Origin of the sequence: Collinsella aerofaciens (genome assembly GCF_015552075.1) — a bacterium.
Classification (GTDB): Bacteria; Actinomycetota; Coriobacteriia; order Coriobacteriales; family Coriobacteriaceae; genus Collinsella; species Collinsella aerofaciens_Y.
On the sequence record NZ_JADNDZ010000024.1, the window covers coordinates 18576 to 31820 of the forward strand.

The following is a 13245-nucleotide window of genomic DNA, read 5'->3' on the forward strand; positions in this document are numbered from 1 at the left end:
GTTATTTAGCGATATCGACAGCGCGGCTCTCGCGAATCACGACAACGCGCACCTGACCGGGATACTCCATCTCTTCCTCGATCTGATGGGCGATATCGTGAGCCAGGACCGTGGACTGGGCATCGGAGATCTTGTCCGGCTGAACCATGACGTGGACCTCGCGACCAGCCTGCATGGCATAGGTACGCTCGACGCCATCATGGGAGTTGGCGATCTCCTCGAGCTTCTCAAGACGCTTGATGTAGTTCTCGGCAGACTCGCGACGGGCACCGGGGCGAGAGGCAGAGACAGCATCGGCGGCCTGTACCAGGACATCGAGCACCGTGTTGGGGTCGACGTCGGCATGGTGAGCCTCGATAGCGTGGACGATAACGGGCTTCTCGCCATAACGGCGGGCAAGCTCGGCGCCGATGACGGCATGCGGGCCCTCGACGTCATGGTCGATTGCCTTGCCCAGGTCGTGCAGCAGGCCGGCGCGCTTGGCGGTCACAACATCCAGGCCAAGCTCGGAAGCCATCACGCCGCACAGGTCAGAGACTTCGAGGGAGTGCTGAAGCACGTTCTGACCAAACGAGGTACGGTAGCGCAGGGCACCAAGGGTCTTGACGATCTCGGGGTGCAGGTCGTGGATGCCGGTATCGAAGGCAGCCTGCTCGCCAGCCTCGCGCACGCGCTGCTGAACCAGGTCGGCAGCCTTGTGATACATCTCCTCGATGCGGGCGGGGTGAATGCGGCCGTCGGCGATGAGGTTCTCGAGGGCGACACGGGCGGTCTCACGACGGACCGGGTCGAAGCTCGAAAGAACGACGGTCTCGGGCGTGTCGTCGATCACGAGGTTGACGCCGGAAACCTGCTCGAAGGTGCGGATGTTGCGACCCTCGCGACCGATGATACGGCCCTTGAGGTCATCAGAGGGAATGTGCACGGAGGTAACGGTGACCTCGGCAGTATGGTCGGCAGCGCAGCGCTGAATCGCCAGGGACAAAATCTCCTGGGCGGTCTTGTGGCACTCGGCGCGAACCTGCTGCTCGGACTCGCGAATGATCGTGGCGGCCTCGTGGGTGACCTCGCCGCGAACCTTATCGAGGAGCTCCTTGTGGGCGTCCTCGCGGGTAAGGTCGGCGATACGCTCGAGTTCGGAGGTCTGCTTTGCGCAGAGCTCCTCGAGCTCACGGGAGCGCTTCTCGACCTGACCGGCCTGGCTGGACAGCTGATGCTCGCGCTTGTCGAGAGCGTCGTTGCGGCGATCGAGGGATTCCTCGCGCTGCATCACGCGATTCTCGAGCGTACGAATCTCGTTCTTACGCTGCTTGTCCTCGGCCTCGGCGGCCTGCTTGTTCTTGATGATCTCCTCTTTAGCCTCGAGCAGAGCCTCTTTTTTGAGGGTCTCGGCCTGACGCTTTGCATCACCGATCAGGGACTCAGCCTGTGCGTGTGCCGACTGGATCTTTTCGTCGGCCTCGTGAAGACTACCCTGCTTGGCGGTGCGCATGTAGGCAATGGCGACGATGGCACCCAAAACGATGCCAACGAGCGCTGCAATGATAGGCATGCTCACTCCTTTTTATGGATTCGTTACACAACAAAGCGAACCGTCCTTATGAACGGCTCGCGACATTTGAGTAATATGGGCGCAGCTTATGCGGGTCGGATACAGATAAACATATAAACAAACTCATCACAGATGAGCACATATCACAAAGCAAATGACAGTGTTTATCGTACGTTGAACCACAACAACTGTCAAATAAATGGCCCCAGTACGGCGGCTAAAACGCGGTGAACGGCGGGGCCACAAAACGCATACGCCTAAAGCGCACATTCCTCGCATTCGGCATCGAGACGTGCCTTAACGGCATCGGCGGAGATGTGAAACGAGAAGCCCTTGCCCATCAAAAACCGAACCAGTTTTTCGAATCCGCGCGTCTCTGGAACATGCCGCTTGGCGAGCAGGGCTGACGCACGCGCCAAATCGTCTTCGACGGCAAAATAATCCTCGGGATAACCGGGAATGTCATCGAGCACAACATGACGTCGCTTGAGCTCGGTCTCGATTTTGCGCTGTCCCCAACCGCGCCGCTTGCGTTCCTCGATAAAGTACGAGCAAAAGCGGTTCTCGTCTAAAAAGCGATACTCGGTGGCGCGCTCGACGGCGAAATCAATCGCGGGCTGTCGAAAGCCGTAGCGAGCCAACTTGTCACGGACCTCACCCGTCGCATGGTCGCGGCGCGATAACATCTCGGTCACCATGGTAAGTGCACATTTACGCTCGATGAGCTGCACCGCCTCACAAAAGTTGTCCCAATCACAGGGAAGATCGGGGCGGTTTTTGACATACAGCCGCGCGACCCGCACGGGAATCCAAATGGACCGCTCAAAACCGCCCTCAAGCTCACAATCGATATGTGCGCAAGGCTTTTTGGACGCATACCCGCTCGAGAACGAGGAGGCCGACTTCTTATCGGGAAAGACGACCGTAGCCTCGGTCACCGTATACGACATGAGCGTAACCGCTACTCGTCGTCATCATCGAGCATGGCGGAACCATCGATGGCATAAAGCTCGTCAAACTCGTCAGGCGCAGGCTGATCGGTCAACTCGACCTCGGACGGAGCATCGTCATCAAACTCAAGCCCGCAGGCGAGGCGGACCTTATGCTCAATCTCGTCGGCGCAATCGGGGTGTTCGCGCAGGAACGCCTTGGCGGCCTCGCGACCGTTACCGAGCTTGTCCTCGCCATAGGCAAACCAGGAGCCCATCTTCTTGCAGATGCCGCACTCGACAGCCATGTCCAGAATCGAGCCCTCCTTAGAGATGCCCGTGCCGTACATGATGTCGAACTCAGCAGAACGGAACGGAGCTGCCACCTTGTTCTTAACGACCTTGGCGCGCACGCGGTTACCGATAACCTCGTCCTTAAGCTTAATGCTGTCGATACGGCGAATGTCGATACGCACCGAAGAGAAGAACTTAAGGGCGCGGCCGCCCGTCGTGGTCTCGGGGTTGCCGAACATGACGCCGATCTTCTCACGCAGCTGGTTAATGAAGATGCACGTCGTGTTGGACTTGGACAGCGAGCCGGCGAGCTTGCGAAGCGCCTGGCTCATCAGGCGAGCTTGCAAGCCGACCGTGGTATCGCCGATTTCTCCCTCGATCTCGGCACGCGGGGTCAGCGCGGCGACGGAGTCGACGACGATGGCATCGATGGCGCCGGAACGCACGAGCATGTCAACAATCTCGAGCGCCTGCTCGCCCGTATCGGGCTGGGAAATGAGCACCTCGTCGATATCCACGCCGATGCGCGCGGCATACGTGGGATCGAGCGCATGCTCGGCATCGATAAATGCCACGACGCCACCCATTGCCTGGGCCTCGGCCAAGATCTCGAGCGAAAGCGTCGTCTTACCGGAGGACTCGGGGCCGTAGATCTCGACGATACGGCCGCGCGGCACACCGCCGATACCCAGCGCGGCATCGAGTGCCAGAGCGCCCGTAGGGATGGCCTCGACCTCGAGCTCGGGGCCACCGTCGCCGTACCTCATGATGGAACCCTGGCCGAATTTCTTCTCGATCTCGGCCTTGGTGGTGGCGATCATCTCATCGCGCTCTTTACCCGTCGTGCGAGCATGAACGGTACGTACGGGACCTGAATTCTTGGCCATGAATAGCCCTCCTCTTAACAACCTGCATCGATAATAAACGAACGGCTGTTCGTGGTCAACCGTTCAGATAAATCATATGCAGCCGACCTTTCCAAAACCCAACCAAACGCCGACCAAACACTGGCCAAAAACTTGACCGCAGGCGAACCAAGAAAATCATGGCGAGGAAAAATACGACAACTACCTGCACAAAGATAAAATTCGCCGGAGGTCCCTATCTCCACAATTAAGGGGCCCGGAGGCCCCTTAAAACACGTCTATTCCATAGAGTTGAGCACAAGGGCAATGCGACCCAATGCCTCCGTGACCGCATGGGCACGAACACACGAACGGTCGCCCTCATAGTGGCAGCGCACAGAGTCCACGACCGGCACTCCCCCATCGGCGGAACGATGTGCCCAGCCAATATAGAAAGTGCCAGCAGGATCGTCCTCAGTACCACCGCCGGGGCCGGCATAACCCGTTGCGCTCACTGCAATATCGCTCTGGTACAGTTCCAGCGAACTCGACGCCATCCCGCGCGCAGTTTGATGCGACACCGCGGTGTAGCGGTCGAGCGTCTCCTGCTCAACACCCAGCACGCGATGCTTAATCTCATCGCAGTAGGTCACCGCACCGCCACGCAGCACCGCCGAGGCGCCCGGGATATCCGCAATCGTCGAGGCGATCATACCCGCCGTCAGCGACTCAGCCGTCGAAACCGTCACACCCCGAGCGCTCGCGCGCTCGACGATATCGCGCGCCAGCTCCTCGTTATGTGCGGAAATCTGCTCAAAAGAGTCCGTCATACCCACCAGGACCTAGACCGAAAAGACGATCTTGCGGCAGTTCCAGAAGTACTGGGCGCCCGAGATAACGGTCAAGACAACGGCAACGGCATACAGGAAGCGCGACACCGAGTAGATGCCGAGCGTCAGCGCCACCGGGCCAAGGTGCAAGCCGGCCATAGCAAAAACGCACAGGTAACCGCAGATGGAGACCATCGTGGTCGCCGTCTTGTACTTGCCGAGCTTATCGGCCGCAACGACCACACCGGCCGCACTCGCGACCATGCGAAGGGCGCTCACCAGAAGCTCACGGAACAAGATAATGAACACGGACCACACGGTCACCGCGCCAAAATCCAAGAACAGCAGCAGGGCCGAGAACACGAGCAGCTTATCGGCGATGGGGTCCAAGAATTTACCGAAGTCGGTGATCTCGTTGCGCGAACGCGCCAGATAACCGTCGACCTTATCGGTGCACGACAGGATCACATACAGAATGAAGGCAGCGGCGGCGAGCGGGCCGTCGAAGGTGCTCCAATCCGTACCGGCAACACTCGTCTGAGAAAGCGCCGACACGATCATGAACACCGGGATAAAGACGATGCGAACGCACGTCACGATGTTGGCGGGCGTCCAAACACTCGTCAGTTCCTTATTGCTCTCGTTTGCCACGATGCTCTCCTACTCCACAACATGGCCGATAAGCTCATAGCAGAAGCTATCGGTAAACTCGACAGTCAGAATATCGCCCACGGACGCCTCACTGGCGTCCAAGTGGACCGCGCCATCGGAATCGGGTGCCTGGAACCAGGCATGGCCGATCAGCTCGGTGCCGTCCTCGGTTTCTTCGATACCGTCGACGATCACCTGGGCGCGCTCGCCCACATGTGCGGCGGTGGCGGCAAAACCGAGCGACTCGGCCAGGTCCATGGCCTCCTGGGCGCGCTCGAGCTTGACCTCTTCGTCGACCTGACCCTCCATCTTAGCGGCCAGGCTGCCCTCCTCCTGCGAGTAGGCAAAGACGCTCGTGTAGTCAAAGCCGACGGTGTCCATAAAGTCGATAAGGTCGCGGAACTCGTCGTCGGTCTCGGTCGGGAAGCCGACCATAGCCGTGGAACGGATCACGATGCCGGGGATACGCTCACGCAGATCGCGGAACAGGTCCTCGAGCTCCAGGCGCGAACCGGAACGGCGCATAGCCTTGAGGATGCGCGCGTCGCAGTGCTGCACGGGGATATCGATATAGGGCAGCACCTCGGGCGTATCGCGAATCGTATCGATAAGCTCATCGGTCATGCCCTCGGGCTGCAGATAGAGCACGCGGACCCAGACGTTGTGCGGGCGCACGGCCTCGGCGACGGCACGCAGCAGCTGCGCCAGATTGCGCGGCGAGCCCTCGGCGACATCCTCGTCAGTAAAGTCGGTGCCCCAAATACCCGTGTCCTGGCCGATCAGCACGATCTCGCGCACACCGCCGGCAACCAGGTCGCGTACCTCGGAGATAATGCTCTCGGCATTGCGCGAATGATAGCGACCGCGAATATAGGGGATCATGCAGAAGCTGCAGAAGCGGTTGCAGCCATCGGAAATCTTGACGTAAGCAACGGCGCCCTCGACGGTACGCTTGACCTGAGGGATATAGGCCGCGATCTCACGCTCGACACCCAGTACGCCATCGATGACCGCCACGATGCCGTCCTCCTCGTCGGCCTTCACAAAGGCAGCGACCTCGGGCAGCTCGTCGGGCAGGTCGTCGCCATAGCGCGACGGCACACAGCCGCACATGACGATGGGGCAAGAACGAACGCCGTCCTGAACCTCATTGGCGAGCTCGAGCGTGGTCTCGATGCTCTCGGACGTTGCGGAGGCGAGGAACGAACATGTATTGACGATGGCGATATCGGCATCCTGCGGGTCGAATGCTTCCTCGTAGCCTGCGGCGGTCAAAAGAGAACGCATGCGGTCGGTGTCAACCTCGTTCTTAGCGCACCCGAGGGTGATGTAGAGCACGGAGCCCAACGGTGTATCCATGTTGGAGAGCGGTCCTTTCGAATGATATTAGCGGTAGTTGGTGAACTGTAGCGGCTGGCCGTAATCCTGGTCGCGCAGGAACTGAATCACGGTCTGCAACGCGTCCTTCGAAGCAGAGGAAACACGCAGCTTGTCGGCCTCGATGGTCACCTTGACCTTGAGTTTTTGGTCCTTGATGTCCTTGTTGATCTTCTTGGCGGTCGCCTGGTCGATGCCCTCGACGATATGGCCGAGCACGCGCACGGTGCCGCCCGACGCCGCCTGCGGAGCATCCCACGAGACAGCCTTGAGGTCGATGCCGCGCTTGATGAGCTTGGAGCTCAGCACGTCGATAATCTGCTTAGAGACAAAGTCAGCCGGGGCGCTGATCGTAAAGAGCTTGTCGCCCTTCGAAAGCTCGATCGTGGCGCCGGAATCCTTAAGGTCATAGCGCTGGGAAATCTCGCGCGTGGTCTGCTGGAAGGCGTTGTCGACCTCTTGCATGTTGACCTCGGACACGACGTCGAAGCTGGAATCTTTAGCCATGGTTCATCCTTTCGCTTACGAGCGGCTTAGTAGCTGTCGTACGAATAGTCGGTAGAATCGGTTGCCGCTTGACCATCGGCAGCGGTATCGGTGCCATCAGTGGACTGGGCATCGGTGCCGTCGGTGCTGTCGGCACCATCGGTGGAATCGGCACCATCAGTACTTTCGCCATTCTCGGAGTCAGTCGTCTCCTTCTTGGGAACAGTGATGGTCACGCGTGCCACGCCCGACGTCTTGGTGTCGTAGCGGACCTTTTCGCCGTTCTTGGTAACGGTGACGTCGGAAGGCTTGGACGTGGTGATCTCGATCGAGGACTCGGGCGTGTACTCCTGCTCAAAGGGCCCGGTTACCTGGGCGCCATAGACCGACTTGCCGTCGACCTTGACCTCAATCCAAGCGGTCTTGCCCTTGGCGACAGAGACCTTAACCTTTGTGACCTCGTTTTCATCTTTCTTGGCAGCCGTCTTAGTGGCATCCGAATCGGTCGACTCGTCCATCGCCTCATCGGTATCCTCATCCTCGTCGACAGTTTCGGTCTTCTTGGAAGACTTCTTAGTCGTTGTCTTGGTTACCGCAGGCGTCTCTGGCGTCGACTCGGGCGCTGCAGAACCGCAACCGCGCAGAAGCACCACGATGAGCACAATCAGCAGCAGGACGACGACACCGATACCGGCGTAGACGATACGCGGATCAAGTCCGTTATTCTGCGGAGCACGCGACCCGCCGCGCCCACGATTGGAACCGCCACGACCGCTGTTTTGGGGCAATCGACCGCGACTGTTATCGGAACGACCACGATAGCTTCCCTGACCCTGAAGGCTACGCTGCCCCGAGCGCGGAGCGAGATCGCCACGACCCTGATAGCTGCGCTGGCCCGAACGAGGAGCAGATGAGCGCTGCCCATAGGGCTGCGACTGCGAGCGAAGACGCGGCGTTACCTGCGTGGTATCGGCATCCGCATAGCCGCCGCGAGAGCGACCCGAGGAAACACCACGGTAGCCGCGATCGGCATAGCCGCCATCGCCGTATCCAGCGCGAGGGTCACGTGCCACCCCGCGGGCAGCGGGAAGCGCACGGTCTTCGGGCATCGGCGTGCTACGGAACCGATCACGTTGAGAGCGAATCTCCTCGCCCGAACCCGTCTCGGTAATATAGCCGGCCTGCTGAGGACGCTGGCCATAACGAGTAGAGCGACCGCCCTGAACCATCAGGAAGCGCCCGTTGTCGACAGAGGAGCGCGAGTTGACGTAGCCGGCGGCGTCCTGAAAACGCCCACCCTGCTGCGAAGTCTCACGCTCGTATGCCATCAGGTCGTCAAAATAGGCATTGACGACCTCACGCGGATTGAGGCCCAAAAAGCGTGCATAGCTCGAAATCATGCCCTGCGCATAGCCGCGCGGGGGCATCGATGCAAAATTGCCATTCTCGAAAAACTCGATGATCTGCGGCCTGATTTTGATGGTGTTGGCGACCTGCTGAATGGAAAGGCCCATTCGGCGACGCTGTTCGAGCAGCATGTCACCAAAGCGTGCAGCCATCAGAATCCTCCAAACTCACGATCTTCACGTGCCATCTCGGCGTCGACAGACTCCAGTGCGGCAAGGCCTTCCTCGTCCAGCAGGACCTCGCGCGGCTTGGACCCGTCAGGCGGTCCGACGACACCCTTTTCTTCCAGCATGTCCATAATACGCCCGGCGCGCGCATAGCCAACCTTCAGGCGGCGTTGCAGGCCAGATGTGGAGCCCAGCTGCGATTCCACCACAATATGGGCGGCTTCCCAGATGAGCGGATCATCGTCTTGCGGCTCGGCAACGCCGGTGCGCACGATGCCCCCGCCACCCGCCATTGACATTGAGGCGGGAGCCACGGCCGAAAGAATCTCCTCGTGGTAATCGGGCTCGCTTTGTGACTTGACGAACTCAACGATCTCGTTGATCTCGTCATCCGAGACAAAGCAGCCCTGAATACGACGAGGCTTGCCCCAGTCGACCTTGGAGAACAGCATGTCGCCTAGGCCGGTAAGCTTTTCGGCACCCATCTGGTCGATGATGACGCGCGAATCGATACCCGTTGCGACGTTAAAGGCGATACGGTTGGTGATGTTGGCCTTGATGAGGCCCGTCACCACGTTGGAGCTCGGACGCTGCGTAGCCACGATAAGGTGGATACCGGCGGCACGGCCCAGCTGGGCAATACGCACAATCGAAGCCTCGACATCCTTGCCGGCAACCATCATCAGGTCCGAGAGCTCGTCGATGATGATGACCAGATAAGGCATCTTTTGCGGCGGGTTATCGTAATGCTCAAACTCGCCAGCGGCCTGTTTTTCGTTATACGTCGAAATCTTACGAACGTTGAGACGCTCGAAGACCTTCAAGCGGCGCTCCATCTCGGACACGGCCCACTGCAAAGCACTCGCGGCCTGTTTGGGCTCGGTCACCACTGGCACGTAGAGATGCGGCAAGCCGTTGTAGCCCGCGAGCTCAACACGCTTGGGGTCGACCATGATCAGGCGAACGTCCTCGGGAAGCGCGCGCATGAGCAAGGTCGTGATGATGGAGTTGATCATCACCGACTTACCGGAACCCGTGGTACCGGCGATCAGCAGATGGGGCATCTTGGCGAGGTCGGCGACGACCGGCGTACCCTCGGCATCACGTCCGATGGCAAGCTCGAGCGGGCCGCCCTTGACATAGGGCAGCACGTCGCCCAGGTTGACGTTTTGGCGCTTGCGGTTGGGGATCTCGATACCCACAAGCGAAGTGCCGGGAATCGGCGCAAAGATACGCACCGACTGGGCGGCAAGTGACAGTGCGATATCGTCCTCAAGGCTCGAAATCTTGCTCACGCGCTCGCCCTCGCCGGGCTGCAGCTTAAAGGTCGTCACCGTAGGGCCGGCAATCCAGCCGACGACGCGGGCGCTGCGGCCAAACTCAAGCAGGGTCGACTGCAGCGACTCGGCAGTCTGCTCCAGCTCCTTGTCCGAAGACGCAGCAGAAGCGGACTGCGGGTTGGCATGGAGAATCTCGAGCGGCGGAAGCTTGAGGCCGTCCTCTTCTTCAACCTCGTTATCTGCGGAGGCGCTGTCCGCTCCCCCATCGCTAGCAGCAGACGCCTCGATGGCGCTCGCGACAGACGCATCGGCGACCTTGGGATGCTTCAGGAAGTCGGGAATCTGCGGTGCTGCCGAAACAGGGTTCACGGCAAACGGAGGCTCGGACTCGTCAATCTTGGCCGGATCATCTTCCATCGAAAGCTGGCCGGCCACCTGTCCGCGCTTGGTATGGCGGCGAGGCAGCAAGGTCGTCTTGGCACTCTCAATCGGAGTCTCATCGTCCTCGTCATCGTCCTCGGTAAGCTCAATCTCGCTCTCGGACCACGACGGATCGGGTTCACTTGTGTTGAGTTTGGGCGCAGCCTTGCCCTTCTTGGCGTGGCGACGCGGCAGCAGCGTTGTCTTGGCGCGTTCGGCTTCTACAGCATCGGATACATCGACAAACGGGTCCTCATCCTCGTCCTCATCGTCCAGAATCGGATCGACCTCGCTGCCCATAACCGTAGTCACGGCAGCATCAGAGCCCTTTTGACGCAGAATGCTCAGGTGAGGGCGGGCGATACCGGGAACCGAAAGTGCCTCATCGTCACCCCAGGGGCTCTCGTTGACATCGGCACGACGGCGCTCGGCAAAATCGGCCGCACGGTCGCGGGCAGAGCGCAAGACGCCGCCCACCGAAAAGCCGATGATGACAAAGCCAACGACCGCCAAGCCCAACAGGACCACCATCGCAATGGGCTTACCCAAGGCATTCTGCAACGCACTCGCAATAAACGCACCGATGTAGCCACCCGAGGCGGACAGGTTTTGCGGCGTGAACATAAGGTCACACGAGTCACTGGTACCCGGCACCATAAGCGACAAGATAGAGACAACGGCGACAAAGACCACAGCGCCGCCCGCAACGGAGCGCACATTGAGCGGCGAATCATCGCCCAAAAAGAGCGTGGCGGCAAACAGCAAAATAACGATCGGCAGCACGTAGGCACCCAGGCCAAAGCCCAGGTGATAGAAACCGGCAACCGCAGCCGTCACAGGTGCGGTCGCCGGCGAAATCACGGCGATGAAGGACGCAATCGCCAAAACAGCGATGACCACACCGGCGATATCTCGGTTGGCCGAAGGCTCGACCAGAGGCTCAAAATCGTCGAACTCAGCCTCGTGGCCCTTATTGGCACGAAGATGGGAACCGGCACCCTTAGCAGATGCCGGCTGGTTGTTGGCTTTATTGCCTTTGGCGTTTTGTGCAGATCCGCGCGCCAAACTAAACCTCCATGACGACCGGGATGATCATCGGACGGGTGCGCGTACGGCTCCAGATAAAGTTGGAAAGCGAGTCGCGCACGGCCTTGCGAATGGCATCGGAGCCGCTGCTCGTAAAGCTGAACTTGCCCTTCTCGATCGTCTTCATGATGGACGCGGAGGCATCCTCGGAGAACTGATCGTCGATGGCAAACGAGACACCGCGGCCCGAGAACTCGATGGCCTCGATCTTCTTGTGCTTAAGAGAGACGATGGCGACAGCCGTGACCATACCGTCGTTGGCGAGCTTCTGGCGATCGCGCAAGACAATGGGGTCGGTATCGCCGATACGCAGGCCGTCGACGTAGACGACGCCAGACTCAACGGGCGTACCACGCTTGACGATACCGCCACGCATCTCGAGCGTGTCGCCGTTGTCGAGGATAAAGATGTGGTCGTCCTTGAGTCCCATCTTGCGCGCCAGCTGGGCATGAGCGCGCAGGTGAACGGCCTCGCCGTGGACCGGCATAAAGTACGTGGGCTTAGCCATGGCCATCAGGAGCTTGAGCTCCTCCTGGCTGCCGTGGCCCGAGACGTGGACGAGGGCACGGTTCTTATCCCACACGTCGCAGCCAAGCTTAGCCAGGCTGTTGACGACCTGCTGGACGGCCTTCTCGTTGCCAGGAACAGGAGTCGCCGAGAGAATGACGGTGTCGCCCTCGTGGATGGAAAGCGTCTTGTGCTCGCCGTTAGCCATGCGCGACAGAGCCGACAGCGGCTCGCCCTGAGAGCCGGTGCACATGACGACGATCTTGTCGTCGGGAAGGTTGTCGATATCGAAGGCATCGATGATATCGGCATCATCGATGTTGAGGTAGCCGAGCTCGCGAGCCACACGGGTGTTGGTGAGCATGGAGCGACCGGTCACGACGACCTTGCGGCCGCACTTGCGCGCGGCGTCGCAGATCTGTTGCAGACGATGGATGTGGCTCGAGAACGACGCGACGAACACACGGCCCGGGGCATTCTTGATGGCGTGCAGCAGATTGGGACCAACCTCGGCCTCAGACTTGGTAAAGCCGGGAACCGTAGCGTTGGTGGAGTCGGAAAGCAGCAGGTCGATGCCCTGCTTGGCAAAGCGACTGATAGCGGCATAGTCGGGCGTGACGCCGTCGATGGGCGTCTGGTCGAGCTTAAAGTCGCCGGTGTGCATGACGGTACCCTGGTTGGTGCGGATGAACACGCCCAGAGCACCCGGAATGGAGTGCGTCATCGAGAAGAAATCGAGCGAGATGCCGCCAAGATTAACATGGCTGCCGCCCTTGACTTCGCGGAACTTAGGCGTACGGATGCGGAACTCGGAGAGCTTGCCCTCAATAAAGCCAAGGGTCAGCTTGCTGGAGAAGATAGGCACCTTGTTGTTGAGGTCCTGCAGCAGGTACGGAAGCGAACCGGTATGGTCCTCATGACCGTGGGTGACGATGATGCCGCGGAGCTTTTCCTCGTTCTCCAGAACGTAGGTGTAGTCGGGCAGCACCAGGTCGATACCGGGCTGAGAGTCGTCGGGGAACATGAGGCCAGCGTCGACGAGCACCATGTCGTCGCCGCACTCGAAGACCGTCATGTTCTTGCCGATACCATCAAGGCCGCCGAGCGGGATGATCTTCAAGGGAGATGATTTTTTAGCTGCCATAAGTGAGTGTTGTTTCCTTTCTTCGAAACAGGGTCTGGAACAACCGACGGGGCGCTTCTGGCAAACCGACCGCCGGGAACGTACAAACATGCATCACGAAGTCGACGCATTAACCACAGTATGATACCCATTTGCACAGCCACAGACCACCCATGCATTAAAGCCCCATCTGAACTGGTCCATCCCTCCGGTCTGGGGCCATCGGGGGCCGGGGCGGGTTAAGTTTGCTGCTCTACAGTCCTGCGCAAGACGGAAAGCACATTAAGTGCT

The 13245-nt window shown here is 59.7% G+C and carries 10 protein-coding genes; all 10 read right to left on the reverse strand.

Features of this window, described 5'->3' with window-relative positions:
• Position 1: 1 nt before the first annotated feature.
• The 10 genes from rny to I2D41_RS01950 all read right to left on the reverse strand — a co-directional run bounded on the left by rny (position 2) and on the right by I2D41_RS01950 (position 12975).
• Complete coding sequence (rny, locus tag I2D41_RS01905) at positions 2-1552, reverse strand: ribonuclease Y (RefSeq protein ID WP_195363357.1); 1551 nt, start codon at positions 1550-1552, stop codon at positions 2-4.
• 257 nt (positions 1553-1809) lie between these two features.
• Positions 1810-2502: a regulatory protein RecX gene (locus I2D41_RS01910; protein ID WP_195363358.1), complete on the reverse strand. Its 693-nt coding sequence runs from the start codon at positions 2500-2502 to the stop codon at positions 1810-1812.
• Positions 2503-2513: 11 nt separating this feature from the next.
• Positions 2514-3662: a recombinase RecA gene (gene recA / locus I2D41_RS01915; RefSeq protein ID WP_271741624.1), complete on the reverse strand. Its 1149-nt coding sequence runs from the start codon at positions 3660-3662 to the stop codon at positions 2514-2516.
• Between the two features lie 257 nt (positions 3663-3919).
• Positions 3920-4450: a CinA family protein gene (locus I2D41_RS01920; protein WP_195363359.1), complete on the reverse strand. Its 531-nt coding sequence runs from the start codon at positions 4448-4450 to the stop codon at positions 3920-3922.
• 12 nt (positions 4451-4462) lie between these two features.
• On the reverse strand, positions 4463-5011 hold the full coding sequence (gene pgsA, locus I2D41_RS01925) for a CDP-diacylglycerol--glycerol-3-phosphate 3-phosphatidyltransferase (protein WP_229042053.1): 549 nt from the start codon (positions 5009-5011) through the stop codon (positions 4463-4465).
• Between the two features lie 99 nt (positions 5012-5110).
• Complete coding sequence (gene rimO, locus I2D41_RS01930) at positions 5111-6460, reverse strand: 30S ribosomal protein S12 methylthiotransferase RimO (protein ID WP_195363360.1); 1350 nt, start codon at positions 6458-6460, stop codon at positions 5111-5113.
• A 27-nt stretch (positions 6461-6487) separates the two neighbouring features.
• Positions 6488-6985 carry a YajQ family cyclic di-GMP-binding protein gene (locus tag I2D41_RS01935; protein ID WP_117770334.1) on the reverse strand — a complete coding sequence of 166 codons (498 nt, stop codon included), beginning with the start codon at positions 6983-6985 and terminating at the stop codon, positions 6488-6490.
• Between the two features lie 26 nt (positions 6986-7011).
• Positions 7012-8523 carry a helix-turn-helix domain-containing protein gene (locus I2D41_RS01940; protein WP_195363361.1) on the reverse strand — a complete coding sequence of 504 codons (1512 nt, stop codon included), beginning with the start codon at positions 8521-8523 and terminating at the stop codon, positions 7012-7014.
• Positions 8523-11303 (reverse strand): FtsK/SpoIIIE family DNA translocase, encoded by a 2781-nt coding sequence (locus tag I2D41_RS01945; RefSeq protein ID WP_229042052.1) that lies wholly within the window; start codon positions 11301-11303, stop codon positions 8523-8525. The genes I2D41_RS01940 and I2D41_RS01945 overlap by 1 nt, the downstream gene beginning before the upstream one ends.
• Before the next feature lies 1 nt (position 11304).
• Entirely contained in the window at positions 11305-12975 is a 1671-nt protein-coding gene (locus tag I2D41_RS01950; RefSeq protein ID WP_195363362.1) for a ribonuclease J, read from the reverse strand.
• Positions 12976-13245 lie beyond the last annotated feature (270 nt).

What these genes read in the sequence shown, in the direction of transcription:
- rny (WP_195363357.1), bottom strand. Translation starts at nt 1,552, where the DNA reads ATGCCTATCATTGCAGCGCTCGTTGGCATCGTTTTGGGTGCCATCGTC.
- I2D41_RS01910 (WP_195363358.1), bottom strand. Translation starts at nt 2,502, where the DNA reads ATGTCGTATACGGTGACCGAGGCTACGGTCGTCTTTCCCGATAAGAAG.
- recA (WP_271741624.1), bottom strand. Translation starts at nt 3,662, where the DNA reads ATGGCCAAGAATTCAGGTCCCGTACGTACCGTTCATGCTCGCACGACG.
- I2D41_RS01920 (WP_195363359.1), bottom strand. Translation starts at nt 4,450, where the DNA reads ATGACGGACTCTTTTGAGCAGATTTCCGCACATAACGAGGAGCTGGCG.
- pgsA (WP_229042053.1), bottom strand. Translation starts at nt 5,011, where the DNA reads ATGATCGTGTCGGCGCTTTCTCAGACGAGTGTTGCCGGTACGGATTGG.
- rimO (WP_195363360.1), bottom strand. Translation starts at nt 6,460, where the DNA reads ATGGATACACCGTTGGGCTCCGTGCTCTACATCACCCTCGGGTGCGCT.
- I2D41_RS01935 (WP_117770334.1), bottom strand. Translation starts at nt 6,985, where the DNA reads ATGGCTAAAGATTCCAGCTTCGACGTCGTGTCCGAGGTCAACATGCAA.
- I2D41_RS01940 (WP_195363361.1), bottom strand. Translation starts at nt 8,523, where the DNA reads ATGGCTGCACGCTTTGGTGACATGCTGCTCGAACAGCGTCGCCGAATG.
- I2D41_RS01950 (WP_195363362.1), bottom strand. Translation starts at nt 12,975, where the DNA reads ATGGCAGCTAAAAAATCATCTCCCTTGAAGATCATCCCGCTCGGCGGC.